This window comes from Bradyrhizobium sp. CFUWI (assembly GCF_056429085.1).
Genome location: NZ_JBWJZE010000001.1, coordinates 509,573 through 534,978 on the forward strand (window position 1 = coordinate 509,573; position 25,406 = coordinate 534,978).

26 protein-coding genes are annotated in these 25,406 nt (G+C 65.6%); 5 read left to right on the top strand and 21 right to left on the bottom strand.

Annotated features, from left to right (window positions below; genetic code table 11):
- Window positions 1–12: 12 nt before the first annotated feature.
- The 4 genes from AC066S_RS02405 to AC066S_RS02420 all read right to left on the bottom strand — a co-directional run bounded on the left by AC066S_RS02405 (window position 13) and on the right by AC066S_RS02420 (window position 5,561).
- On the bottom strand, window positions 13–741 hold the full coding sequence (locus tag AC066S_RS02405) for a hypothetical protein (RefSeq protein ID WP_126259044.1): 729 nt from the start codon (window positions 739–741) through the stop codon (window positions 13–15).
- Window positions 742–837: 96 nt separating this feature from the next.
- Window positions 838–1,332: a signal peptidase II gene (lspA, locus tag AC066S_RS02410; protein WP_478268819.1), complete on the bottom strand. Its 495-nt coding sequence runs from the start codon at window positions 1,330–1,332 to the stop codon at window positions 838–840.
- Between the two features lie 8 nt (window positions 1,333–1,340).
- Window positions 1,341–4,385, bottom strand: coding sequence for an isoleucine--tRNA ligase (gene ileS, locus AC066S_RS02415; protein ID WP_478268820.1), 3,045 nt, complete (start codon window positions 4,383–4,385; stop codon window positions 1,341–1,343).
- 204 nt (window positions 4,386–4,589) lie between these two features.
- Window positions 4,590–5,561, bottom strand: a complete 972-nt coding sequence (locus tag AC066S_RS02420; RefSeq protein ID WP_126259047.1) for a bifunctional riboflavin kinase/FAD synthetase — start codon at window positions 5,559–5,561, stop codon at window positions 4,590–4,592.
- 230 nt (window positions 5,562–5,791) lie between these two features.
- On the opposite strand from AC066S_RS02420, the gene AC066S_RS02425 reads away from it, so the two are divergent.
- Window positions 5,792–6,187: a response regulator gene (locus AC066S_RS02425; RefSeq protein ID WP_008567674.1), complete on the top strand. Its 396-nt coding sequence runs from the start codon at window positions 5,792–5,794 to the stop codon at window positions 6,185–6,187.
- A gap of 179 nt (window positions 6,188–6,366) precedes the next feature.
- Here AC066S_RS02425 and AC066S_RS02430 read toward each other — a convergent pair whose 3' ends face one another.
- From AC066S_RS02430 to AC066S_RS02440, 3 genes are all read right to left on the bottom strand, one after another.
- Window positions 6,367–7,221 (bottom strand): TIGR01459 family HAD-type hydrolase, encoded by an 855-nt coding sequence (locus tag AC066S_RS02430; RefSeq protein WP_126259048.1) that lies wholly within the window; start codon window positions 7,219–7,221, stop codon window positions 6,367–6,369.
- Window positions 7,222–7,236: 15 nt separating this feature from the next.
- Window positions 7,237–8,736, bottom strand: coding sequence for an EAL domain-containing protein (locus tag AC066S_RS02435; RefSeq protein WP_478268821.1), 1,500 nt, complete (start codon window positions 8,734–8,736; stop codon window positions 7,237–7,239).
- A gap of 141 nt (window positions 8,737–8,877) precedes the next feature.
- A complete protein-coding gene (locus AC066S_RS02440; RefSeq protein WP_478268822.1) occupies window positions 8,878–10,440 on the bottom strand; it encodes a winged helix-turn-helix domain-containing protein in 1,563 nt (520 codons plus the stop codon).
- Between the two features lie 119 nt (window positions 10,441–10,559).
- Here AC066S_RS02440 and AC066S_RS02445 point away from each other — a divergent pair, with 119 nt between their 5' ends.
- Window positions 10,560–11,399 (top strand): class I SAM-dependent methyltransferase, encoded by an 840-nt coding sequence (locus tag AC066S_RS02445; RefSeq protein WP_478268823.1) that lies wholly within the window; start codon window positions 10,560–10,562, stop codon window positions 11,397–11,399.
- 62 nt (window positions 11,400–11,461) lie between these two features.
- On the opposite strand, the gene AC066S_RS02450 is transcribed toward AC066S_RS02445, so the two are convergent.
- From AC066S_RS02450 to uvrC, 7 genes are all read right to left on the bottom strand, one after another.
- A complete protein-coding gene (locus AC066S_RS02450) occupies window positions 11,462–12,592 on the bottom strand; it encodes a YihY/virulence factor BrkB family protein (protein ID WP_135170312.1) in 1,131 nt (376 codons plus the stop codon).
- Entirely contained in the window at window positions 12,592–13,179 is a 588-nt protein-coding gene (locus AC066S_RS02455) for a phage holin family protein (protein ID WP_478268824.1), read from the bottom strand. Before AC066S_RS02455 ends, AC066S_RS02450 begins: the two co-directional genes overlap by 1 nt.
- Window positions 13,180–13,271: 92 nt before the next feature.
- Window positions 13,272–14,231 carry a 50S ribosomal protein L3 N(5)-glutamine methyltransferase gene (prmB, locus tag AC066S_RS02460; RefSeq protein WP_478268825.1) on the bottom strand — a complete coding sequence of 320 codons (960 nt, stop codon included), beginning with the start codon at window positions 14,229–14,231 and terminating at the stop codon, window positions 13,272–13,274.
- Window positions 14,231–14,713, bottom strand: a complete 483-nt coding sequence (locus AC066S_RS02465) for a molybdenum cofactor biosynthesis protein MoaE (RefSeq protein ID WP_478268826.1) — start codon at window positions 14,711–14,713, stop codon at window positions 14,231–14,233. Before AC066S_RS02465 ends, prmB begins: the two co-directional genes overlap by 1 nt.
- Window positions 14,714–14,716: 3 nt before the next feature.
- The gene (moaD, locus tag AC066S_RS02470) at window positions 14,717–14,968 is read right to left on the bottom strand and encodes a molybdopterin converting factor subunit 1 (protein ID WP_007596861.1); all 252 of its coding nucleotides are present in this window, start codon (window positions 14,966–14,968) and stop codon (window positions 14,717–14,719) included.
- Window positions 14,965–15,582, bottom strand: coding sequence for a CDP-diacylglycerol--glycerol-3-phosphate 3-phosphatidyltransferase (gene pgsA, locus AC066S_RS02475; protein WP_126259055.1), 618 nt, complete (start codon window positions 15,580–15,582; stop codon window positions 14,965–14,967). Before pgsA ends, moaD begins: the two co-directional genes overlap by 4 nt.
- Before the next feature lie 95 nt (window positions 15,583–15,677).
- On the bottom strand, window positions 15,678–17,738 hold the full coding sequence (gene uvrC / locus AC066S_RS02480; RefSeq protein WP_478268827.1) for an excinuclease ABC subunit UvrC: 2,061 nt from the start codon (window positions 17,736–17,738) through the stop codon (window positions 15,678–15,680).
- 249 nt (window positions 17,739–17,987) lie between these two features.
- Between uvrC and AC066S_RS02485 the strand changes: the two genes are divergently transcribed.
- Window positions 17,988–18,611 (top strand): outer membrane protein, encoded by a 624-nt coding sequence (locus AC066S_RS02485; RefSeq protein WP_478268828.1) that lies wholly within the window; start codon window positions 17,988–17,990, stop codon window positions 18,609–18,611.
- A 184-nt stretch (window positions 18,612–18,795) separates the two neighbouring features.
- Here the strand turns inward: AC066S_RS02485 and AC066S_RS02490 are convergent, their stop codons facing one another.
- From AC066S_RS02490 to AC066S_RS02505, 4 genes are all read right to left on the bottom strand, one after another.
- Window positions 18,796–19,011, bottom strand: a complete 216-nt coding sequence (locus AC066S_RS02490) for a cold-shock protein (RefSeq protein ID WP_008544396.1) — start codon at window positions 19,009–19,011, stop codon at window positions 18,796–18,798.
- Window positions 19,012–19,275: 264 nt separating this feature from the next.
- Window positions 19,276–20,136, bottom strand: coding sequence for a 23S rRNA (adenine(2030)-N(6))-methyltransferase RlmJ (locus AC066S_RS02495; protein WP_478268829.1), 861 nt, complete (start codon window positions 20,134–20,136; stop codon window positions 19,276–19,278).
- 155 nt (window positions 20,137–20,291) lie between these two features.
- Window positions 20,292–20,996, bottom strand: coding sequence for a ribonuclease T2 family protein (locus AC066S_RS02500; RefSeq protein ID WP_478268830.1), 705 nt, complete (start codon window positions 20,994–20,996; stop codon window positions 20,292–20,294).
- A gap of 121 nt (window positions 20,997–21,117) precedes the next feature.
- Window positions 21,118–21,579 carry a hypothetical protein gene (locus tag AC066S_RS02505; protein WP_478268831.1) on the bottom strand — a complete coding sequence of 154 codons (462 nt, stop codon included), beginning with the start codon at window positions 21,577–21,579 and terminating at the stop codon, window positions 21,118–21,120.
- 185 nt (window positions 21,580–21,764) lie between these two features.
- On the opposite strand from AC066S_RS02505, the gene AC066S_RS02510 reads away from it, so the two are divergent.
- Window positions 21,765–22,064 carry a hypothetical protein gene (locus AC066S_RS02510; RefSeq protein ID WP_028134381.1) on the top strand — a complete coding sequence of 100 codons (300 nt, stop codon included), beginning with the start codon at window positions 21,765–21,767 and terminating at the stop codon, window positions 22,062–22,064.
- 44 nt (window positions 22,065–22,108) lie between these two features.
- Window positions 22,109–22,639 (top strand): DUF3617 domain-containing protein, encoded by a 531-nt coding sequence (locus AC066S_RS02515; RefSeq protein WP_478268832.1) that lies wholly within the window; start codon window positions 22,109–22,111, stop codon window positions 22,637–22,639.
- Between the two features lie 64 nt (window positions 22,640–22,703).
- Here the strand turns inward: AC066S_RS02515 and AC066S_RS02520 are convergent, their stop codons facing one another.
- The 3 genes from AC066S_RS02520 to AC066S_RS02530 are packed head-to-tail and all read right to left on the bottom strand — an operon-like array spanning window position 22,704 to window position 25,382.
- Window positions 22,704–24,092 (bottom strand): ATP-binding protein, encoded by a 1,389-nt coding sequence (locus AC066S_RS02520; protein ID WP_126259062.1) that lies wholly within the window; start codon window positions 24,090–24,092, stop codon window positions 22,704–22,706.
- A gap of 19 nt (window positions 24,093–24,111) precedes the next feature.
- Window positions 24,112–24,843: a response regulator gene (locus AC066S_RS02525; protein WP_126259063.1), complete on the bottom strand. Its 732-nt coding sequence runs from the start codon at window positions 24,841–24,843 to the stop codon at window positions 24,112–24,114.
- Complete coding sequence (locus AC066S_RS02530) at window positions 24,840–25,382, bottom strand: MarR family winged helix-turn-helix transcriptional regulator (RefSeq protein WP_205680515.1); 543 nt, start codon at window positions 25,380–25,382, stop codon at window positions 24,840–24,842. The genes AC066S_RS02525 and AC066S_RS02530 overlap by 4 nt, the downstream gene beginning before the upstream one ends.
- Between the last annotated feature and the right edge of the window lie 24 nt (window positions 25,383–25,406).

Genomic DNA, 25,406 nt, shown 5'->3' on the forward strand with positions numbered 1-25,406 from the left:
GGAACAGGAGCGCTATTGCTCCTTCTCCTTGCCGGACCGGACGTCGAAATAGGTCCGCTTCGAGTTATCCGGCCCGGAGCCGTAGGCGTAGTTCGGCGAGGGCGTCTGATATCCGGGCGGCGGCTCCACCAGCGATTGGCGTGGGGGCTCCGACGTAAACTGCTTCGACTCGGGCCCGTTTCCTTTGAACAGATTCCATAGCCCGCCGGTGTATCCGAGCTGGGCGGGGCTGAGAGTCGGATTGGCGGTGTTGCTGCCCGGCTGAACCGGATCATTGCCGCTCTTTTCGGCCGCGGCCGTCTTGTGGGCGTTGATCTCGGCGGGCGAGAGCGGCCGGGCATTCTTCCAATACTCAGTCGCCTTGTTGTCGCCCCCCTTCTTCCGCGCGGCGATGGCGTCCTTGCGGCGCTTCTCGTCGGGGTCCTTCGGCCAGTTTGGCGCAACCGCGGCCTCCGTCGCGGCCGGCGGCGGCAGGTCGAGCTTGGGCGGCACGACCAGCGGCGAACGCTCACGGTATTCGATGCCGGGCTTCGACATGCTCTTGGCGCCGAGGCCCGACATCAGATTGTCGATGAGCTTCTCTTCGAAGGTCATGTCGTCGTCCTCGTCGTCACCAGCGCGCGCGGCGCCGGTCGACATCACGAGGCCAATGCCGAGCGCGACAGCGGACAACTTCAAAGCCCGCCAGAACCCCCATCGGGGGTCTCGAACCATTGACCCGCTGGTCTTCGAGCTGCGCATTACGATACCTGTTCCATATTGTGGCAGATCGCCGCTCAAATGCGGCCAGTCCCTCGTAAAAACCGGGTTCCGCCTGCCGGTCCGTATCGGCCGGGATCAGGGCGCTTTTGCGGCGGGTATCCCCAGGAAGGAATCATACAATAGCGCCGCCACCCCAGCAACGATCGCCACGTCCGCCAGGTTAAACACGTACCAATTATAGGTATTTCCGGCGATCTCGATGTGGAACAGGGCGAAATCGACCACCGCGCCATAGGCCAGGCGGTCGATGCCGTTGCCGATGGCGCCGCCGATGATCAGGCCTAGCGCAATCGTGGCGAGCCTGGTGTGCGAGCGGGCCATCCAGATCGCCAGCGCGACCACGGCGAGGACCTTGACCGCCATCAGCGCGAGCTGCGCCGCCTGGTTGTCGTTCTGGAGCCAGCCGAAGCTGATGCCGATATTCCAGGCCAGCACCAGGTCGAAGAACGGCGTCACCTTGACGACGCCGCGCCGGGCGAGGTCGAACCCGTTCAGCAGCCAGAGCTTCGAGGCCTGGTCGGCCGCGAGCGTGACCATTGCCGCGAGGATGCCGGCGCCAAGCGGGGTCATGCGGGGAATCAGACCGCCACTCCCAACGCCTTCCATTCGCGCAGCGCCTTGGCGTCGCGCGGGGTGACGTCGGGATATTCGGCGTCTTCGCCGACCATCGGGGAGATCCTCCAGGAGCGGGCGCATTTGGTGCCGACCGCCTTCTCCACCACGACCGCGACACCGGGCACCGCATCGAGACGGAACGCCGAAGCCGGCGCCTCGCCCTCCCGCACCTCGTAATTCGAGGTGATGCAGACTTCAGCCAGATCGATGTCGAACAGCGTCATCAGCATGTCGCGGTCGGCGACATAGATCACCGGCGAGGCCTCGAGCGAGGAGCCGATGTTCTTGGCGGCGCGTTCGAGCTCGAGCGCCCCGGTGACGACGCGGCGCACGTTGCGGATCGTCTCCCACCTCGCGGCGAGCTTGTCGTCGCGGTACTCTTCGAGATCGGTCGGGAACAGCGTCAGATGCACCGACGCTTCGGCGCCGGGGCGGTACATGCGCCAGGCTTCCTCCGCGGTGAAGCTGAGGATCGGCGCCAGCCATTTCAGGATCGAGGTGCACAACAGGTCGATCGTCGTCAGCGCGGCCTTGCGCGTCAGCGAGGATGGCGGATCGCAATACAGCGTGTCCTTGCGGATGTCGAAATAGAACGCCGAGAGCTCGCTGTTGAGGAAGGCGGAGAGGGTCGCGACCACGGTCTTGTAGTCGAACTCCCGATAGGCCTTGTCGACGGCGGCGGCGCGCACCGCCAGCTCGTGCAGCATCAGGCGCTCGAGCTCGGGCATCTCGGCCGACGGAACTGCGTCGGCCGGCTTGTAATGATGCAGCGTGCCGAGCATCCAGCGCACGGTGTTGCGCAGCTTGCGGTAGGTCTCGACGGTGTTCTTCAGGATCTCCGGGCCGATGCGCTGATCGTCGGTGTAGTCGCAGGACGCGACCCAGAGCCGGAGGATGTCGGCGCCGGATTCCTTGATGACGGCCTGCGGCTCGATGGTGTTGCCGAGCGACTTCGACATCTTGCGGCCGTCCTCGGCCTGGGTGAAGCCGTGGGTCAGCACGATGTCGTAAGGCGCGCGGCCGCGGGTGCCGCAGCTTTCCAGCAGCGAGGAGTGGAACCAGCCGCGATGCTGGTCCGAGCCTTCCAGATACATCACCGTGTCGGTGCCGCCGTCGACCTTGCGCTTGATGCCGGCGAGTCCGGGAAACTGCACGGGGTCTTCGAGCACGAAAGCGTGGGTCGAGCCGGAATCGAACCAGACGTCGAGAATGTCGTCGACCTTCTGCCAGTCCTCGCTCGCCCGGGACCCAAGGAAGCGCTCGCGCGCGCCGGTCGCGTACCAGGCGTCGGCACCTTCCTGCTCGAAGGCCTCGCCGATGCGCGCGTTCACCGCCTCGTCCTGCAGGATCTCGGCGGAGCCGTCGCCCTTCTCGCGCACGAACACGGCGATCGGCACGCCCCAGGCGCGCTGGCGCGAGATCACCCAGTCGGGCCGCGCCTCGATCATGCCGTTGATGCGGTTCTCGCCCGACGGCGGCACCCATTGCGTCACCGAGATCGCGTGCAGCGCGCGGGCGCGCAGCGTGTCGCCGCCCTTCGTCTTGCCGCCTTGCGCAACATCCATAGCGCCGGGCTTGCCCGGTGCGTCCACAACCGGTTTATCCATCGCGATGAACCATTGCGGCGTGTTGCGGAAGATCACCGGCTTCTTGGAGCGCCAGGAGTGCGGATATTGATGCTTCAGCCGGCCGCGCGCGAGCAGCATGCCTCGTTCGACCAGCGCCTTGATCACGGCCTCGTTGGCATCGCCCTTCTCGCCCTTGTCGTTGATGACGCGCTTGCCGGTAAAGCCCGGCGCATGATCGGTGTAGGCGCCGTTCTCGTCGACGGTGTAGGGGATCGCCGTGTTGATGCCGCGCGCGTCGAGATCGCGCGCCTGCGCCATCCAGGCATCGAAGTCCTCGCGGCCATGGCCGGGCGCGGTGTGCACGAAGCCGGTGCCGGTGTCGTCGGTGACGTGGTCGCCGGGCAATAGCGGCACGATGAAGTCGTAGCCGCCGGCGAGGCCTTTGAGCGGATGGGCGCATTCGATCGCGTCCATGGTGTCGCCGGGGACGTCGCGGAGCTTCTCGTAAGCGGTCACGCGCGCCTGCTTGAAGACCTCTTCAGCGAGCGCGTCGGCGAGGATCAGGAGATCGCCCGTCCTGGTCCAATTGTCGGCGGGCGCATCCGTCACCTTGTAAAGGCCGTAGGCGATCTTCGGGGAGAACGAGATGGCGCGGTTGCCGGGCAGCGTCCAGGGCGTGGTGGTCCAGATCACGACGCTTGCGGAGGCGAGCGCACCGTGCGCGGGCGAGGTAACCGGGAATTTCACCCACACCGTATCGGAGGTGTGGTCCTCGTACTCCACCTCGGCCTCGGCCAGCGCCGTCTTCTCGACCACGCTCCACATCACCGGCTTGGAGCCGCGATAGAGCGTGCCGTTGGCGGCGAACTTCATCAGCTCGCGCGCGATCTGGGCCTCGGCCGGGAAGCTCATGGTGGCGTAGGGATGGTCCCAGTCGCCGATGACGCCGAGGCGCTTGAACTCCTCGCGTTGCACGCCGAGCCAATGCGTGGCGTAGGCGCGGCATTCCCGGCGGAAGTCGATCATCGCGGCAGAGTCGCGGAAGTCGGGCTTCTGCTTGCCCTTCTTGCGATAGTGCTCTTCCTCGACCTTCCACTCGATCGGCAGGCCGTGGCAGTCCCAGCCCGGCACGTAGTTGGAATCGAAGCCGAGCATCTGCTGGCTCTTGGTGACGAGGTCCTTGAGGATCTTGTTCAGCGCCGTGCCGATATGGATGTTGCCGTTGGCGTAGGGCGGACCGTCATGCAGCACGAACTTGGCGCGGCCACGGGCAGCCTCGCGCAGCTTCTCGTAGAGGCCGATCTCGTACCAGCGCTTGAGGATCTCCGGCTCGCGCTGCGGCAGGCCGGCGCGCATCGGGAATTCGGTCTGCGGCAGGAACAGGGTCTTCGAATAGTCTTTGGCTTCAGATTTTTGGGACTTTTGCGGCTTTTCGGACATGAGGCTGACTGGCTCGGAATGGCGCGGGAACGGATGGCGATGCGGAATCGCGGGGGTGAAACGACCAAATCCCGGTCTTGCGCCGAGCCCCTGGGCTCAGGCGGAAGCCGGGCTGCTAATCCCTATGATGCGCCGCGCAAACATGGGCTCTCCATAGCAGGGGGGCGGAGGAAGCGCAAAGGTTCGGGAAGGCCGGGTTTCGGGTCAATCGACGGCGCCGAGCCGTGGAAACGCGTCCGGGGCGGCGGCCAGGATGGCGCGGGCGCGGGCGGAATCGTCGTCCATCTGCCGGATCAGGGCCTCGATCCCCTCGAACTTCAGCTCCTCGCGGATGAAGCCGATGAAGGCGCAATCCAGCGCCTGCCCGTAGAGATCGCCCTTGAAGTCGAACAGGAAGATTTCCAGCAGCGGGGCGCCATTGTCGAAGGTCGGGCGGCGCCCGAAGCTTGCAACCCCGTCCAGCCGCTCAGTGCCGCGGCCGACCCGCACCGCATAGATGCCGTGCTTCAGGCCGCAATTGGCATCGAGGCGGATGTTGGCGGTGGGATAGCCAAGATCGCGGCCACGCTTCTCGCCGTGGATCACCTCGCCGGTGACGAACCAGGGCGCGCCCAGCATGGTGGTGGCCTCGTCGAGCTGGCCTTCGGCGAGGGCGATGCGGATCGCGCTGGAGGACACCGGCCGCTCGTCGATATCGACATGCGGCTGCACGTCGACCTCGATGCCGAGCCGGGGCGCCTCGTTGACCAGCAGGCTAGGCGAGCCGACCCGTCCCTTGCCGAAATGGAAGTCGTACCCCACCGCGATCCCGCTGACGCCGAGCCGTCCGATCAGCTCATGGTGAATGAAATCTTGCGCGCTGGTTCCGGCGCGTGCCTTGTCGAAGGTCATGACCACGGCGCCGGCAAGCCCGGTGCCGGCCAGAAGCCGCAGCTTGGCCTGCTCGTCCGTCAGGCGGAATTGCGGGGTATTGGGGCTGAAGAACCGCCGCGGATGCGGCTCGAAGGTCAGCGCCAGCGCGGGGCGGCCATGCGTCCGGCCCATTTCCAGGGCGGCGGCGATCACCGCGCGGTGACCGAGATGAACCCCGTCGAAATTGCCCATGGCGACCACGGCGCCCCTTGGAATCGCGGAAACGGGCGTGGTGTCGCGGATAACGTTAAAATGCGGGGCCATCAGGGGAATTCTCGAACCGGCGGGACCGGCCGGGACCGTGGCGCGACCGGCCCGATGAAGTCAAGCGGCAGGGGGAGCGCCGAATCCCACGCAATTTCAGTTCGTTCGGGACGCCCCCAATTAACGCGCTGTTTAACGCCTTGGTGCTAGTCCTTGCATCTGGAACAGGCGGGGCTCCGGCCCGGCAGGTCCGATCGTAATATTCCTGGGTATGCGTTGGGGGAGTCGAGATGGCGGTTGATTTGTCGATGCCGGTTCTGGTGGTGGATGACTACAGCACCATGATCCGTATCATCAGGAATCTGCTGAAGCAGCTTGGCTTCGAGAACATCGATGATGCCAGCGACGGTTCGGCAGCGCTGAACAAGATGCGCGGCAAGAAGTACGGGCTCGTGATCTCCGACTGGAACATGGAGCCGATGACGGGGTACGACCTCCTGCGCGAAGTGCGCGCGGATCCGAACCTCGCCACCACGCCCTTCATCATGATCACGGCGGAATCCAAGACCGAGAACGTGATCGCGGCCAAGAAGGCCGGCGTGAACAATTACATCGTCAAGCCGTTCAACGCGGCGACGCTGAAGACCAAGATCGAGGCGGTGTTCCCGGACATGGCAAGCGCGTAAGGCGCGCACCTGACCGCAAAATAACTGTCTATCGAGATCGTCATGCCCGGGCTTGTCCCGGGCATCCACGTTCTTGGATCTGCAAAGTAAGTCGTGGATGGCCGGGTCAAGCCCGGCCATGGCGGCGCCGAGGGCACAGTCATTGGTCTAAGCCCGCGCCACCTGCGCGGACTTCGCCGTCACCACTTCAATTCGCGCATCAGCGCCTTCGGCGGGTGGCCGAACAATTCCATCACCGATGCCGGGTCGAGCTGGTCAAGGCCCTCGAACTCCTCGGCATGGATGCCGCGGGTCACGAACAGGCAGTCGATGCCGAATTCGCGCGCGCCGGTCAGGTCGGTGCGGACGGAATCGCCGATCGCCAGCACCTTCTTCCGGTCGATCTGGTGGCCCTGGCGTTCACCGGCGAGCGCCATGGCGCGCTCGTAGATCGGCCGGTGCGGCTTGCCGTAGAAGATCACTTCGCCGCCGAGCTCGCGGTAGAGCTCCGCGATGGCGCCGGCGCAGTAGATCAGCCGGTCGCCGCGTTCCACCACGATGTCGGGGTTGGCGCAGACCAGCGTCAGCTTGCGCTCGCGCGCCTTCAGCATCATGCCGCGATAGTCCTCCGCCGTCTCGGTCTCGTCGTCGTAGAGGCCGGTGCAGACGATGTAGTCGGCTTCCTCCAGCGGCGCGGCCTTCGCATCGAGGCCGCGATAGATCGAGTTGTCGCGCTCGGGCCCGAGCCAGAACATCTTGCGGCCGGGATGCTCGGCGACATAGAGCCGGGTCAGGTCGCCCGAAGACACGATGGCGTCGTAGGTCTCGTCGGCGACGCCGAGCTTGCGCAATTGCCGCTGCACGGAGTCCGCTGGACGCGGCGCGTTGGTGATCAGGATCACCGTACCGCCGCGGCTGCGATAGGTGTGCAACGCCTCGCAGGCTTCGGGGAATGATTCGAGGCCGTTATGGACGACGCCCCAGATGTCGCTGAGAACGACCTCCACACCGCCCACGAGCTCGCGCAGGCCTTCGGCGAAATGCAGCGTGGTCATGATACGCGCGGCCGATCAGATGCGGCGCGCCAGCGCCGCGTTGCCGGTGATGCGTTGTGTCGGAGCAGCGGCTGACGTCGCGCCAGATGTCGTGCCTTGGCTGGGGGAAGCGGAGCCATTGGATCCTTGCGTGTCCTGCGCCTGGTTCGGCGCGGCCCCGCCGGTAGCAGATGCCCCTTCCGGCCGCAATGGCCGGGGCGGCGCAAACAGGAAGCCCTGGCCGAACCGCACGTCATAGTCGAGCAGGTCCACGACCGCGCGCTCGCCTTCGATCCTTTCGGCGATCAGGTCGATGCCGAAGCGGCCGAGCAGGTCGGAGAGGTCGGACGGATGGATGTCCGAGGTCGATGCCCGCCTGGGGTCGAGCAGCAGCGCGGCCGGCACCTTGATGAAGCGCACCCCTCGATCGGCCAGCTCGCGCGGCTCGATGCGCAGATCCGTGACGTGGTCGATCGAGAAGCGGAAGCCGCGCTGGGCGAGTGCCGCGAGATTCTCGGTCTCGGCCGGGCCGAGATTGCGGAACGTCGATTGCTTGAACTCCAGCACCAGCGAGGGCGCCAGCGCCCGGTTGGCTTCGAGGAAGTCGAGGCATTGCGCGAAGGTGGTGGAATTGCCGAGCGTGGACGCCGCGACGTTGCAGAACACGCCGACGTCCTTGTTGCGCACCATCAGGCGCCGCAGCACCTGCACACAGCGCAGCATCACCATGTTGTCGATGCGCCCGATCAGCCCGGAAGCCTCCGCGATGCTGATGAACTCCTCGGCTGCGACCAGCTGGTCGCGTTCGTCGCGCAGGCGCGTCACCGCCTCGTAGAACCGCACCTTGCGCTGCGGCAACGTCACCATCGGCTGGAGGAAGATGTCGATGCGGTTCTCGTCGATGGCGTTGCGCAGCGTCGCCAGCAATTGAGTCTGGTTGCGCCCGGTGGCGGCCTGAATCGGGTTGGAGGTCGGGGCCTGGACCGCCGGCGCCGGCCGCGCCGATGGAGGTGGAGGCGAGGGTGCTGCGGGAAGCGGGGGAGGGGCGGCTGGCCGCTCCTCGAACGGCGCAACCAGGTCGATCGGCGCCTCCGGCTCGGCCGTGGCGACCGGGGCGGGAGCCGCTGCGCTGCCGGCCAGCATGTCCTCGTGGGCCGACACGGTGGTGGCGAGCTGCCTGACCAGTCCGCCGAGCTCGTTGATCTCGCCGACCACCGACTGGATGCGGTCGGAGTTGGTGGAATTGGACGAGGCGATGCGTCCCTCGATCGCAGCCAGCCGGCGGCCGAACTCGGCCACCTGGCGGGCGAGGTCGGCAGTGCCGCGCGACAGATCCGCGATCTGGCCGCCGACGTCGCTGCGGTCACGCAGCCGCATCGACACGGCGTTGTAGAGGATCAGGAAGGTCAGCGCGGTGAGCGCCACGATCGCGGACTCGGTCCCGCTGATGCCGGCGACGGCGTAGAGCGCAAGCCCGAGCGAGGCTGCGACCAGAACCATGCAGATGGCGATGAAGATCGTCGAAATGCGAATCATGCCGCGCGTTACGCCTCAAGAGCTGACTGCCTCACCCGGGAAAACACGGGTCGCGATGCGATTCCGTCCTGCCTCGTGCCCCCAAAGCAGCATGAGCTTAACACCATTGTTGATTCGAGGGGATAGCGGCCCCGCCGAGGCTCAAGTCAATCCGGCCCGGCGAAAGCCTTCGAGGTAGCGTTCGCGGTCGCTGGCAAGCTTGACCGGCATGAACTCGGCGAGCCAAGCGAGCGAGATGTTCGGCTGGGCACGGCGGAGTTCCTTCAGCGCCGCGTGGGCGAGATCCCTCTGCCCGGCCATGCCGGCCGCCGCCGTCAGCACCCGATGCGCGCCGACGAAATCGCTGCGCTGGCGCAGGGCCTCCTGAGCGAGGCGGATCGCCTCAGCGTCATCGCCGCCGAGGAAGCGGGCATAGGCGGCTATACCGTAATAGACGGGGGCATAGGGATCGCGCGGGCTGAGGCGGATCGCCCGCCGCGCGGCCTCGTCGGCATCCCGCCAGCGGCCGCAATAGCCGAGCGCCAAACCATAATAACCCTGCGCCAGGGCGAAATTCGGATTGAGCCGCAGTGCAGTCTCGAATTCGGCCAGAGCATCCTGGAACCGGCGTGCAAACAAATTGACGTGGCCGAGCGCGTTGTGCGCCCAGGCATCCTCGCTGTCGGCACGGATGGCGGCCCGTGCGGCACGTTCGGCACCGGTGATTGCGCTGTCCATGTCCATCCAGCCCATATGCGCCGTGAACATGTAGCTCGTCCCGAGCAGCCCGAGCGCCTTGCCATAGTTCGGGTCGAGCGCGATGGCTTTTTCGAGCAGGGCCTGCGCGACGACGTGATCCTGCCGTGTCACACGCCAGTAATGCGACAGCGCGCGCATCACGAGATCCCAGGCATCCATGCTGTCCGGCGGCTTGCGTTGGGCGCGAAAGCTTTCCGCTGCATAGAGCTGCGGCTCGATCGCCGCGACGATAGCTTCGGTGATCTCGTCCTGCACGGCAAAGACGTCGGCAAGCTCGCGATCGTAGCGTTCGGCCCAGAGATGACTGCCGGTGGCGACATCGTTGAGCTGCGCGCTGATGCGGACGCGGTCACCTTCCTTGCGGACGCTGCCTTCGACGACGTAGCGAACACCGAGTTCTTGGGCGACCTCACGCAGATGAACCGCGCGGCCCTTGTAGATGAATGAGGAGTTACGCGCGATCACGAAGAACCAGCGCAGCTTCGATAGCGCGGTGATGATGTCCTCGCTGATGCCGTCGGAGAAATAGTCCTGCTCGGCCTCGCCGCTCATATTGATGAATGGCAGGACCGCGATGGCAGGCCGGTCGGGCAGCGGCAAGCCTGCCGGTGTCGCGGCTGCCGGCCGGCTCGTCGCTGCCGGCGTCGCCGCCTCGGAGAGTTCGGTGACTTCGCCGACAAACCGGACGCCCTTGCGCGCGATGGTGCGGATCAGCCGCTGCTCCTCACCATTGTCGTCGATGGCGCGCCGCGCGGCGTTGATCCGGCTGGTGAGCGTCGATTCCGAGACGACGCGGCCGTTCCAGACCGCGTCGAGCAGATCGTCCCGCGTCACCACGCGTTCGCGGTTGCGAAGGAGATAGAGCAGAAGATCGAACACCTGGGGCTCGAGCGCTATCAGCGTCTTCGCGCGACGCAATTCGCGCCGCCCGGCATCGAGCACGAAATTCTCGAAATGAAACGCCACGCCAACCTCGGTTCGGGCTCGGAAATCAAGGTCCTCTCAGCGTAAAATAATGCCGCTCTCAAGGCCAGCGCGCCGCATGCGCCCTATCGTCCCGGCGTTTTCAACCCCGGAGAATTGCCATGTCGACATCCGCCGCGCTCAACCAGGCTCCCACTCAGCCCGATCTTGCCGCCATCAAGCAGCGCCAGCATGGCGCCTGGTCTTCGGGCGACTATGCCGTCGTCGGCACCACACTGCAGATCGTCGGCGAGCAACTCTGTGAAGCCTTGGACTTGCGCGCCGGCAGCAAGGTGCTGGACGTCGCCGCCGGCAACGGCAACGCGACGTTGGCTGCGGCGCGGCGCTGGTGTGACGTCACATCCACCGACTATGTGCCGGCGCTGCTCAAGCGCGGCCAGGAACGTGCGGCGGCGGACCATCTGACGGTCGAATTTCGCGAGGCTGACGCCGAAGCGCTGCCTTTTGCGGACGCGAGTTACGACGTCGTGCTCTCGACCTTCGGCGTGATGTTCACACCGGACCAGGAAAAGGCGGCCTCCGAGCTTGCACGCGTCTGCAAATCCGGCGGCAAGATCGGGCTCGCCAACTGGACCCCGCAGGGTTTCATCGGCCAGCTGTTCAAGACCATCGGCAAGCATCTGCCGCCGCCAGCCGGCGTGAAGTCGCCGGCGCTGTGGGGTACGCCGGCACGGCTCGAGGAGATGTTCGCAAGCCAGGCCTCGGATATAACGGCTGAGCCGCGCATGTTCGTGTTCCGCTATCGCTCGCCCGAGCACTGGCTCGATGTCTTCAAGACCTTCTACGGGCCGACGCTGAAGGCGTTTGCCGCGCTCGACGAGAGCGGGCAGGCCGCGCTGAGACGAGATCTCCTGGCGCTGCTCGGCGAGTTCAACCATGCCGATGACGGCACCATCGTCGTGCACAGCGAATATCTGGAAGCCGTCATCACCAAGCGCTGAGATGCCGTTCGATCGGGCCGGATGAGCTCCGGCCCGATCGTCGTCATGGGCTAAGTCATGGGCTAAAATGGCGCGGCGGCGCCGACGGTGTCGGCCGAGACCGCATCGCGGGTGCCGAGCGGCTTGGGCTGCCCCTCGGTCGTGTCCTTCAGCGTCTGCCGCTCGATCTCCGAATTCAGCTCGGCGCCGAACATGATGACGATCGCCGACATCCACATCCACGTCATCAGGCCGATCGCGGCGCCAAGAGAGCCGTAGGTCGCGTTGTAATTGGCGAACTCAGAGAGATACCAGGACAGCAGCGCCGAACCGGCGATCCAGAGGAGGGCGGCCGTCACAGCGCCGAGGCTCAGCCATTGCCAGCGCGGTGCATCGCGACTGGGCGCGAAGCGGTAGAGGATCGCGAGCGCCACCAGCAGGATGAGGAACATGAGCGGCCATCGTGCCAGTGCCACGATCAGCTTGCTTTCGGGCGACATGCCGATGTGATTGAGTGCCAGCGGGAAGGCGACGACAACCCCTACCATCACCAATAGGGCCACGATGCCGCCGATTGTGAAGGCGAGCGACACCATGTTGAGCTTGATGAAGCTGCGCTTCTCACGCTCCTCATAGGCCACGTTGAGGGCATCGAAGATCGCCTTGACCCCGGCATTGGCGCTCCAGATCGCCAGCAGGAGGCCGAACAGGAAGGCGGCACCCAGCGTGGTATTGCCGTTCGAGACCACGCGCGCCACCTGGTCCTCGACGATCTGGAACGAGCCCTCGGGCAGCATGGTCGCCAGCGTCTGCAGATTGGCGCTGATCGTCGCGGGATCAGCGAACAGGCCGTAAGAGGAGACCAGCGCCGTGACCGCCGGAAAGATCGCGAGCAGCCCGAAGAACACGACACCGCCCGCGGTCGCGAGCAGGCGGTCCTCGTCGATGCGCTGATAGGTCCGCCAGAAGATATCCTTCCAGCCGGCCCACGGGATCGAGAACGGGCTCTTGGCATGGCGGCCGCGGCCGGGCTGCACGGCGGCGCGCGCCGGGTGTGTTTCCGGTGAATTCGCCTCGCCTTTGCGGTGGTCTTGCGGAGGCCCCGACCCGGCCAGGCCAGAGTCCTGAAAGTAGCGCTCCGCCGTCAGTACGAACACGGCTGTCGCCGCCACCAGCAGCCAGGAGTCGATCTGTTCGGAGCGCCGCACCAACATCAAGCGTCCAATCGATGACCGTGGCGCCTGCGGCGCGCCGCCGTATACCCCGCCAGTCCGATCGCCGCGAGCATCAGGCCAAGCTGCACGGATCGGTTAGTGCGAACCGGCCAGGCTCTTGCGCCCTGGCGGCGCTCGCCCGGCGCCAGCGGCGCAAGGGGAATCGTGGTCGCGACCTCCTTGACAGCCTCCTTGACCGTTCCGCGGGGAATCCGCGGGGTCGCAATGGCAACCCGCAACCGGCTGGCAAGTGGCACGATCGGCTTGGCTTTGCGCCTCATCTGCGCCATCGCCACCCCGGTGCAGACCGCCGCCAGCACCAGCAGCACGCCCGCGACGACACCGAAACCCCAGAACTGCCCGTAGCTGATGGCGACCCAGCGGTACAGGGCGATCAGGCCGACGAAAAATGTCGCCACGACGAACAGGCCCGCGGCCGCGAACAGCCCGCCGGCCACGGCGTAAGACGTTACCTTGCCGGTGGCCTGGCTGGTCTGGTCGCGCAGATAGGATCGCGCGGCGCGTTTGACGTGATTGAGCTTCAGCGCCATGCCGGCGCGCAGCAATTCGCCCGATGGCGCGAGCATCTGGAGATCCTCCGGGAGCGAGAAAATTCGTTCGGAGGATGAACGTGGCCGAATTTGACTTGTTCCGACGGAGCTCGGTCCGTCCTGATGAATCAGCCGAGATCGGCGGCCGCGATCCAGAACACCTCGCCTTCGGACTCCTCGGTGTCGAGCCAGAGCAGCGGCAGGTCCGGAAAGGCCTCGTCGACCAAGTCCCGGCCGCGGCCGATCTCGCAGATCAGCCCGCCGTCCGGCGTCAGGTGATCCGGCGCCTCGCGCAGGATGCGGCGCACCACATCGAGGCCGTCGGCGCCGCCATCGAAGGCGAGCTTGGGCTCGGCCCGGCATTCCGGCGGCAGCGCGGCCATGCCTTCGGCATCGACGTAAGGTGGGTTGGTGATGATCAGATCGTATCTGTTGTCGCCGAGCGGGGCGAACAGGTCGCCGCGATACAGGCTGATGCGGTCCTCCAGCCCGAACTCGCCGACGTTCCGTGCGGCGACTTCGAGCGCGCCCTTGGAGATGTCGACGGCATCAACAATGGCATTCGGGAAATGATGCGCGGCGAGGATGGCGAGGCACCCCGACCCCGTGCAGAGATCGAGCACGCGCCCGACGGCGGTGGGATCGTCGATCAGCGAGCCGGCCTCGCCGTCGCCGCCGAAATGCGAATCCAGGAGCTCGCCGATGAAGGAGCGCGGAACAATGACGCGCTCGTCGACATAGAAGGGCAGGCCGCGCATGTAGATCTTGTTGACGAGATAGGCGGCCGGTTTGCGCGTGGTCACGCGTTGGTGGATCAGATCGAGGACGGTCTTGCCTTCCGCGGTCGTGACGCGCGCGTTGGCGAAGCTCTCGAGCTGTTCGGGATGCAGATGCAGCGCCTCGCAGACCAGAAAGGCGGCTTCGGCGACCGGATCGGTCGTGCCGTGGGCAAAAGCGAGCTTGGCTTCATTGAAGCGGCTCACCGCATAGCGGACGAAATCGAGCAGCGTGAGGAGCTCGCCGCGTCCGACTTTCGCGAGCTTTGGCGCGGCGCGGCTGCGCGCAGTCTTCTTGGTTGCTCTTGCCATCAGGATTTGGTCCAGCGTGCGGCGGCTTCGTCGTCACGGGTCTGGGCTTCGACCCAGCCGGTGCCGGTGGCGCTCTCTTCCTTCTTCCAGAACGGCGCGTTGGTCTTGAGGTAATCCATCAGGAACTCGGCCGCCTGGAACGCGGCCTGGCGATGCTGCGAGGCGGTCAGCACCAGCACGATGTTCTGGCCCGGCATGAAGCGGCCGACACGGTGGATCACCGTGACGCCGTTGAGCGGCCAGCGCGAAACGGCCTCGTCGGCGTGACGCCTGATCTCCTCCTCGGCCATGCCGGGATAATGCTCGAGCGTCAGCGCCGCGACCTTCGCGCTGTCGTCGTCGGCGCGGCAGATGCCGGAGAAGCTCACGACCGCACCGATATCGGTCCGGCTCTGGGTCAGGACCGCGATCTCGCGGGCGATGTCGAAATCGTCTTCCTGAATCCGGATCGTGACGGGGCAGGTGGCGACAGGGGTGGTCATGGCCTAGCCGCCGGTCATCGGCGGGAAGAACGCGATCTCGCGGGCGCCGGCGATCGCGGCGTCCGATTTGACGTGGGCGTGGTCGATGGCGGCGCGGATCACCTTCGGCTTCTCGAATGCGTAGGCATAGGCCTCGCTTTGGCCGGACAGCCAGGCGATCAGCTCCTCGACGGTGCGCACGGTCGCCGGCGGCTCGATGGTCTCCTCCGCCTTGCCGACGCGCTCGCGCACCCAGGCAAAATACTTCACCTTCATCCCTCGTCCTCCTTGATGAGGTGATGGATGCCGGCGCGGAAGTAATCGTAGCCGGTGTAGATGGTCACGATCGCCGAGGCCCACAGCAGCGCGAGGCCGATCATCGAGACCACGGGCACCACCTCGTCGCCGGCAGGTCCCGCGAGCAGGAAGCCGATCGCGACGAGCTGGACCGTGGTCTTCCACTTCGCAAGCTTGGTCACGGGCACGCTGACGCGGAGCGCGGCCAGATACTCGCGCAGGCCCGAGACCAGGATCTCGCGGCACAGGATCACGATGGCGGCCCACAGCGACCAGCCATGGATGATGCCGTCGGCGGCCAGCATCAAAAGGCAGGAGGCGACCAGCAGCTTGTCGGCGATCGGATCAAGCATCCGGCCGAAGGCCGATTGCTGATTCCAGATTCGCGCATAATAGCCGTCGAGGTAATCGGTGACCGCGGCCGCGATGAAAATGGCGACCGCGACCCAGCGCAGCCACAGCGGCTGATCCAGGATGGACTGCGCGTAAATGCATCCGACCACGACCGGAATCGCGGCGATCCGGCCATAGGTCAGGATGTTCGGGAGGGACATCGCGCGCCTGGTCGTCCCTCGTGTCGTGGCGATGTTCATCCGTCCTACCAATACCGCTCGGGCCTGAAGGTCAACCGTTCCGCTTCCCAGATGGGTGCGGGATGCGACGACCATATGACCGCGTCCCCTTTAGTTCATCCCGGCTGGGGATGGAAATAGTCGAAAATCCTGCGGGCGCTCTCGGCGCTCACCCCTGGAACCTTGCCGAGATCGGCGATCGAAGCGCGTTCGATCTCCTTCAAGGTCCCGAAATGATGTAGCAAGGCACGCTTGCGGGACGGGCCGATGCCCGGAATCTCCTGCAAACCGGCCTCGCGGATGTCCTTCTTGCGCAGCTTGCGGTGCGAGCCGATGACGAAGCGGTGGGCCTCGTCGCGCAGACGCTGGATGAAATAGAGCACGGGGTCGCGCGGCTCCAGCTTGATGGCCTCGCGCTCCGGCATGAACAGAGTCTCGCGCCCGGCATCCCGGTCCGGCCCCTTGGCCACCGACATCAGCGACACCTGGTTCAGGCCGAGATTGGTGAAGATCTCGCGGACGGCGTTGAGCTGGCCGCGGCCGCCGTCGATGATGACAAGGTCGGGCCATTGCGGAAAATCGTCGTCCTTGGCCTTGGTGCCGGCGTCCTCGGGCGGATTGATCAGGCGCTTGAAGCGCCGCTCGAGGACCTCGCGCATCATGGCGAAGTCGTCGCCGGGCGTGATCCCTTCCGACTTGATGTTGAACTTGCGGTATTGGTTCTTCACGAAGCCGTCGGGGCCGGCGACGATCATGGCGCCGACCGCATTGGTGCCCTGGATATGGCTGTTGTCGTAGACCTCGATGCGCTTGGGCGGATGCGGCAGGCTCAGCGTCGCGGCCATGGCCTCCAGCAGCCGGCTTTGCGTGGCGGTGTCGGCGAGCTTGCGGCCAAGCGCCTCGCGCGCATTGGTCAGGGCGTGGATGACCAGCTCCTTCTTCTCGCCGCGCTTGGGAGCGGTGACCTCGACCTTATGGCCGGCCTTGATCGCCAGCGCATTGGCGAGCAGCTCGCTCTCCTCGATCTCGTGCGAGAGCAGGATGTTCCTGGGCGGCGGCTTGTCGTCGTAGAACTGCGCGAGGAAGGAGCCGAGCACCTCTTCCGGGGTGAACGATTTCTCCGCGCGCGGGAAATAGGCGCGGTTGCCCCAGTTCTGGCCGGTGCGGAAGAAGAACACCTCGACGCAGGAGAACCCGCCCTCCTGGTGGATGGCGAACACGTCGGCTTCCTCGACCGTGCGCGGATTGATGCCCTGCTGCGACTGGATCGCCGAGAGCGCGGCGAGACGGTCGCGGTAGAGCGCCGCGCGCTCGAACTCGAGCTCACCCGCCGCCTTCTCCATCTCGCCGGCGAGCTCCTGCTTCACCGCGTGGCTCTTGCCGGACAGGAAGTCGCTCGCCTCGCGCACCAGCGTCGTATAGCCGCCGAAGTCGATCTCGCGGGTGCAGGGGCCGGCGCAGCGGCGGATCTGGTAGAGCAGGCAGGGCCGGGTCCGGCTCTCGAAGAAGGAATCGGTGCAGGAGCGGATCAGGAACGCGCGCTGCAGCGCCGTGATGGTGCGGTTGACCGCGCCGGCCGAGGCGAACGGGCCGAAATAGCGCCCGGGCCGGCTCTGCGCGCCGCGATGTTTCAGGATCTGCGGCGCCCAATGGTCGCCGGTGATCAGGATGTAGGGAAACGACTTGTCGTCGCGCAGCTGCACGTTGAAACGCGGCCGCAGCTGCTTGATGAGGTTGGCTTCCAGCAGCAGCGCTTCGGTCTCGGTGTTGGTCGAGACGATCTCCACCGTCACGGTGGCGGCGATCATGCGCAGGATGCGCGCCGGCTGCGGCGCGCTCTGGCGCGCATAGTTCGACAGGCGCTTTTTGACGTTCTTGGCCTTGCCGACATAGAGCACGTCGGCATTCGCGTTGAGCATGCGATAGACGCCGGGCGAGGTCGGGGCGAGGCGGACGGCGCGCTCGATCGCCTCGTGGCCGGTCGCCAGCGGCTCCTCGCCGACCGCGCCGCTCTCCTCCAGGATATCGGGCAGCCGCGAATCATCCTCGTCCTCGCCGCCCGGGGCGGCGGGATCGACGTCCGGCGCTATCAACGTCTCGGGGGGCACGTCGCTCGCGGCGGCCCGCGGCAATTTGCGCGCGCGTTCGTCCGGATTGTCGGTGGAATCGTGAACCATGGGGCGAATTTAGGCGCTCGGGGAGCCGATTTGAAGTTCCGGCCGTGCGGCACGCACAGGACGGCGGCGCAGTTCCGGTAACGCTTCCTTAAGTCTGTTAACAGCGCGGTAACCCGGCTTAACAGCCCTTTAAGCTAAAACTCTCGATAAATCTTACGCGAAAAAGTGGTGGTTCCGTAACCATGCGGTTGTGCCTCGCGCGGCGGCGCAGGCGCCGCAGTGGCGACGGCAGTTGCGTTGGAGTGTGTGATGAAGAGGCTCGTTGTGGGCGCGGCCGCGTTGGTTGCAGCCGGCTGGACAGCTTCGGCAAAGGCCGCCGATCTCAATTACGGGCAGCGCGCCCCCTATACCGTCAACCAGCCGCTCAATGCCTATAGCTGGGCGGGTCCCTATCTCGGCGGCAACATCGGCTACGAATGGGGCTCGGTCGACAACAATCCCTCGAAGCCGTCGGGCTTCGTCGGCGGCGTGCAGGCCGGCTACAATTTCCAGAACGGCCCTTGGGTGTTCGGCGTCGAGGGCGATATCCAGGTCAGCGGTGCCGACGATACTTTCGCACCGTGGAAGTTCTCCAATCCGTGGTTCGGCACCCTGCGCGGCCGCGCCGGCTATGCCTTCAACAACGTGCTGTTCTACGGCACCGCGGGCCTTGCGTTCGGCGAGCTGCGTGGACAGACCTTCGGCTGGGCGGAATCGCATACCACCGCCGGCTGGACCATTGGCGGCGGCGCGGAAGTCGGCCTCGCTCCGAACTGGAGCGCCAAGCTCGAATATCTCTACATCGATCTGTCGACGAGTCAGTTCGCAATTACCGGGGTGTCAAACGGCTACAGCGCCAGCGTTGTTCGCGCCGGCGTGAACTATCGCTTCTGACAGCTGAAGAAGAAAATACCGGACAACACCTTCCCGGCCGCTCGCGGCCGGGATTTTTTCGCGCCGAGTATTTCTTTGCGCCAAGTATTTCTTTGCCAAGGACTCCTATCGCCAAGTACTTCGCCAAGTACTGGCGCCGAGTCTTGCGGCGAAATATTGCGCCGCGTGTCTTGCGTCAGGCCCGCTAGGAGAGGATGACCAGGTTGACCGCCTTCGGCCCCTTCCCCTTCTTGTCCGGTTCGACTTCGAAAGTAATGCGCTGTCCTTCCGCAAGGTCCTTAAGTCCGGCCCGCTCCACAGCAGTAATGTGCACGAAGACGTCGCGGCCGCCGTCGTCAGGCTTGATGAAACCGTAGCCGCGTTCACCGTTGAAAAACTTGACCGTTCCCGTCATGGCCATCGGGAAACTCCCCCTCATTGCTCCTCCGCCGCGACGCAGACTCACGTCGCGACATGACCGGGCATTACGAAGCCCGGGAGAGCTGGCCATCCTTGGGCGGACCTAACGGTCCGGCCGGATCTTTCTTAGGCCTTCACTCCGCCGCAACCATTCGCGGAAGCGGAACGTAAAGCCAGTCACAGAAACAGCATAATACGGTTCTCTGCGGATTGACTACCGCTCCTGCATATTTTTCCCAAGAATGCCGGAGTGTTACGGCTTGCTTTAAGACTTGGGTACCTCCAATCGGAATCTGGCAGCGCCGCCCTGGCCGAGCGGCATTTCCAGCTCGGGCAGGATGGTCTTCAGCTCGCCCTGCAGCGTGTAGGGCGGATTGACGATCAGCAGCCCGGCGGAGGCCAGCGCCCCGCCATCGAGCTGGGGTGCGACGCTGAATTCGAGGCGCAGGCATTTTCCCGGTGGTTTTGCTGCAGCTGCGAGCCGCGCGACCGTTTGCGCCAGCGTGTCGGTGGCGCGCCGGTTCTTGGCCGGATACCAGATGACATAGATACCGGTCGGCCATTTCGCGAAGGCGGTGGCGAAGGCTTCGCCCAGCCGCTCGAACTCGTCCTTGGCCTCGAACGGCGGATCGATCAGCACGAGGCCGCGCCGCTCCTTTGGCGGCACGAAGGCCGGCAGCGCCACCCAGCCGTCGAGGTCGACCACGCGGGCCTGTTCGTCGCGGCGCAGCACGCCGATCAGCGCTTTCCGCGCCTTCGGCTCGAGCTCGCAGGCGACGAGCCGGTCCTGCGGCCGGAGCAGGCCGCGCGCGATCAGCGGCGAGCCCGGATAGGCCTTGAGCTCCCCCTGCGGATTGAAGGCGCGGACGATGTCGAGATAGGGCTTGGTCAGCGCCGCGCTCTCGTTCGAGAGGCGGGCCTGCATCAGCCGCGCGATGCCGGTCAGCCATTCGCCGCTCCGGCGCGCCTCGTCGCTGTCGAGATCGTAGAGGCCGGCTCCGGCGTGGGTATCGATGACGCGGAACGGCCCCGGCTTGTCCTGCAGATAGGTGATGATGCGGGCCAGCACGATGTGCTTGATGACATCGGCGAAGTTGCCGGCGTGGAAGGCGTGGCGGTAGTTCATGGCGGAGAGTTACGACATCGCGCGCCGAAAGTAACGGCCGTCATTCCGGGGCGGTGCGCCAGCACCGAACCCGGAATCCATTTTGCTACCGGTAACGCCGAGAGATGGATTCCGGGTTCGCGCTCCGCGCGCCCCGGAATGACGGCGAACCGATCCTACCCACCCCTGATCGGCGGCATCGTCACCTGATCGCGCCGGCAGGCGCGGCGATCGGTTTCCTCGCAGGCGCGGAATTGCAGGTCCTTGCTGAGGCAGATGCGGACCTCGGAGAGCCGGGTGCGGTTGCAGGTGACCGAGACGGCGGCATTGCTCAGCCCCGGATTGGCCTTGATGAAGGCCTCCTCGACCTCCGCCGGCGCCACGGTCCTGGACTGCGACAAATCGAGATATTCGGCCGGAATCTTGATCGCGGCGCGCGCTTTGCGGATCGTCTCGAAATAGCTGCGATCGGCGAGGCCCGAGCAGGTGCCGTGCTTGTCCCATTCGTTGAAGATCAGCCCCGGCGCCGGCATCAGATCGAGCATCGAGGAGACGATGCTGCGGTTCAGCCGCGGCGCGGGCCGCTGGCAATATTCCGGGAAGCCGTTCTCGTATTGCGGCCACAGCCCATGCACCACGAAGGCGTAGGGCCGTCCGCTGCACTGGAGCTGGGAGCGGCCGCCACGCTCGGCCGCCTCCTCGCAGAACGAGGGCGACCATGACAGCGACAGCACATAGAAATCGAACTCGCCAGGGGCGTTCTGCCGCTTGTCCTGGGCCCTGGCGTCACCGGCGAACGAGGCCAGGCTAGCCGCAAGGATCAGGGAAAGGGCCAGCGAGATCACCAGGCGAGAGAAGGAATGCAATCTGGAATGAAACATGGCAACGCCCCTCAACTAGACTGTGAAAGAAAGCCTAGCAGGCGATAAGAACATTTCAAGAACAAAATTCCGGCGGCCGCCGTTTGGCCGCTGACGGGCCCCGAAGCAGGGCGGCTCGGACTTAAGGCCGGGCGGCGCGGCAGGCCGGATTGTAGGCCCAGTTGCGGTCGAGCCCGACCACACACCATTCGACGCCGTTGCCGTAGGCGGCGAACCCGCCATCCTCGATGAGCGAGAAGTGCACTTTGCGCACCTTGCCGTCGGTGAGCATGGCGTCAGCGGTGCAATAGCGGCGCGGAATGTTGTCGGACTGCCAGGGCCGGAACGCGGTCTCGTGAACGGCGGCAAAGCCGGTGATCTTCAACGAGGAATTCCAGAACGTGCTTTCCTTTTCCCAGAACTGGGTCGCGATCGTCGGCAGCGCCTTGTCGCAACCGGCGACGGCGCCGTCATAGCGCGGTCCGCTCAGCCAGAAATTCATCTCCAGCGGGTTGGCGGCCCTGGCCTCGCCGAGCGACACCGCCCCGAACAAAAGGCCGAGCATGGCGGCAAAGCGGAGCGATTTCAGGGAGGGGGCGCGCATGGATAATCCGGACAGCTAAGGTCTTGCCAAGGTCGGACGGTGCCGCGAAGGGCAGGGGAGGTCAAGTGCAGCGCGGCAACACTTCGCCAGGACTTGACCCCAACGATGCGGTCGGCACGGCTTCGGTTCTTTCCACTTCCATCCCGGCACCGTAGACTGGCGGCCAGCCAATTGGAGTGACGGGAATGCGAATCATTGCGGCCGCGGGTCTTCTCGCCAGCCTGGTTGCCTCGGGTATGACGGCGAGCCAGTCGGCGCGTGCCGACTATGTGCCGCCGTTCAAGGGCAATGACACCGGCGGCATCATCGCCTATTCGATGGCCACCCAGGTCGATGCACGTCAGGTCGCGGTCGATCACTGCGCGCGTTACGGCAAAGTGGTCAAATTCCTCGGCGTGCAGGCCTATGAAGGCGGTTATATCTCATTCTCCTGCCGTTGGGTGCCCTATGGCGCCGCCGAGCAGCCGATCCGCACGCTCTACTAAGGCGCTATTGTAGCGCCGCACTCTCTCAGCCGGGAGCCTCTCGCATGACGCGCAAACTTGCTTTGCTCGGCTCGACGCTTTGCCTCGTGATGTCGGCGGGCAGCGCCAGCGCCGATGATCTGCCGGTGCGCAAGGCGGGTCTTTGGGAAATGAAGCTGGTCACATCAGGCTCACCCATGCCCGAGATGACCATGCAGCACTGCACCGACGAGACCGTCGACAAGGAGATGAACAACAACGTCTCCCCGATGGCCAAGCAGATCTGCACCAAGCAGGACATCAAGAAGACCGCGACCGGCTATGTCAGCGATTCCGAGTGCAGCGTTGCCGGCGTGAACACGACGTCGCATGCCGAGATCACGGGCGATTTCAACTCGGCCTACACGGTGAAGACCTCCTCGCACGCGCAAGGCGGCGTCGCCGGCACCGCGGGGCGCGATACGACCATGACGCTGCAAGCCAAATGGCTCGGGGCCTGCAAGCCGGACCAGAAGCCCGGCGACATCGTGATGCCCGGTGGCTTCAAGATGAACGTGCGCGACATGGACAAGCTGAAGGCGCTGCTGCCGAAGTAGGGTGAGATAGTCGCTCGGAAGTCGGTGCGCTCCCTCTCCCCGCAATCGGGGCGAGGTAAGACAGTTACACCGGAATCCTCACGCTCGCCCGCAATCCCCCCATCGGGCTGTCGCCCAGCGTGATGTCGCCGCCGTGGGAGCGGGCGATGTCGCGGGCGATGGCGAGGCCAAGGCCGGTGCCGCCCTCGTCCTGGTTGCGGGCGTTGTCCAGCCGCAGGAACGGCTTGAACACTTCTTCGCGCAAATGCGTCGGAATGCCGGGCCCGTCGTCGTCGATCGTGACGGTCAAATAACGGTGATCGCGCTGGCCGGTGATGGCGATGCTCTTGCCGTAGCGCGCCGCGTTGGTGACGAGGTTGGCGAGGCAGCGCTTGAACGAGGCCGGCTTCACCGTCACGACGGGCAGGCCGTGGAAGGCGACGGTCGCGGTATGGCCGTGGCGCTCGGCGTCGCCGCGCAGCTCCTCGAGCGCCTGCGCCATGTCGGTCGGCTGCGACTGCTCGCCGGAATCGCCGCGCGCAAAGGCGAGGTAATCCTCCAGCATCATCGACATCTCGTCGACGTCCTTGCGCATCCCCTCGAGCTCGGGGCTGTCGCCGATCAGCGCCAGCTCGAGCTTGAAGCGGGTCAGGATGGTGCGCAGGTCGTGGCTGACGCCGGCGAGCATCGCGGTGCGCTGCTCCATCGTGCGCTCGATGCGCGATTTCATCTCGAGGAAGGCGACCGCCGCGCGCCGCACCTCGCGGGCGCCGCGCGGTCTGAAGTTCGGCGCCTCGCGGCCCTTGCCGAAACTTTCGGCGGCGTCGGCAAGGCGCAGGATCGGCCTGATCTGGTTGCGCAGGAACAGCACCGCGACGATCAACAGGATCGAGGAGGTGCCGACCATCCAGAACAGGAAGATCTCCGAGTTCGAGGCATAGGCGGCGCTGCGCTGCGCGAACACGCGCATCACGGCATCGTCGAGCTGGATGCGGATCTCGACTAGGTTGGAGCGGCCGACCGTGTCGATCCAGAACGAGCGCCCGATCTGGCGGCCGAGCTGCACCGACAGGGTCTGGTCGAGCAGCGAGAAGAACGGCTTCGGTCCCGGCGGCGGCATGTCGCCGGCGGGCAGGAAATCGACGACGAGGCCGAGGCGCTGCTGCGCGATGCGGCGGATCTGGTCACGGTCCTTGTCCTGCGGATAGCCCTTGTAGACGTCGATCAGTGCGGCGATATCCTGCACCACCGCGGCCGACAGGCGGCGCGTCACCGTGTTCCAGTGCCGCTCCATGAACACGAAGGCGACCACCGATTGCAGCACCACCATCGGCACGATCATGATGAGGAGCGCGCGGGCGTAGAGGCCGGTCGGCATCCAGCCCTTGAACGCGTGGCCCATCCAGCCATTGGCCGCGGAGACGCGGCCGGCGGCGCTCTTCAGAAGCGTCAGGCCGGTATCGATCGTGCTCATCTGGCGCGCTTCACTTGATTTATGGCGAGGCCACCAGCCGGTAGCCGATGCCGCGCACCGCCTGGAGGAACAGCGGATTGGCGGGATCGGTCTCGATCTTGCGCCGGAGGCGGTTGATCTGCACGTCGACGGCGCGCTCGTTGACGCTGCCATTGCCGGTCAGCGCGCTGCGCGGCACGGTCTCGCCCGGCGTCTCCGAGAGAATGCGCAGCATCTCGCGCTCGCGGTCGGTGAGGTGGATGACCTCCTCGCCCTGGCGCAGCTCGCCGCGCTCGAGGTGGTAGATGTAGGGACCGAAGGCGATCTTCTCGATCGTCGTGGCCTGCGGCGGCGGGGCGGCGCGCTTGAGGATGTTGTTGATGCGCAGCGCGAGCTCGCGCGGCTCGAACGGTTTTGCCACGTAATCGTCGGCGCCGATCTGCAGGCCCTCGATGCGGGCCTCGGCTTCATGGCGTGCGGTGAGCATCACGATCGGCACGGAGGAGGATGTGCGGATGAAGCGGGCGAGATCGAAGCCGGTCTCGCCGGGCATCATCACGTCGAGGATCAAGAGGTCGAAATGCAGACCCAGCAATTTCGATCGTGCATCGCCGGCGCTTGCGGCGGTGGTGACGCGGTAGCCCTCGCTGGCAAGGAAGCGCGATAGCAGATCGCGGATGCGGCGGTCGTCGTCGACCAGCAGCAGATGCGGCGCGTCGTCGGCAGGGCGCGCCGGCGGGCGGGCGAGAGTGGCAGCGAGCGGCACGGTCACTCCTTGGTGGTTTGATTGACGGAAGCGAAGATGGTCTCGAGCACCTTGTCCGGATCGTCCCGATCGATCATCGCGCGCAGGAAGCGCTTGACCGTCTCGGCGTCCTGCGGACCGATCTCGGCGAGCGCCTTGGTGATCCGCGTGGTCTGCAGCCCGGCGAGCTTCTGCACCAGCGCCTCGCCCTTCGGCGTCGCGTAGAGCAGGCGCTGGCGGCGGTCGTTGTCACCGGTCTTCTGCACGATATAGCCCTCGTCCAGAAGCTGCTTGAGCACGCGGCCGAGCGATTGTTTGGTGATGCGCAGGACGTCGAGCAGATCGGCGACCTTGAGGCCGGGATAACGGTAGACGAAGTGCATGACCCGGTGATGGGCTCGGCCGAAGCCGAAAGCCTCCAGCTCCTGGTCGGGATCGCCGACGAAATCGCGATAGGCGAAGAACAGCAGCTCGATGATATCCCAGCGCAAATTGCTTCCATCGCCTGCGGCCGGCCGAGGCTCGGCGGCGCTTTCAGAAGGATTCGCGAAATTTATGTCAGGCATATTGACGTATCTTGGGTTCAATGT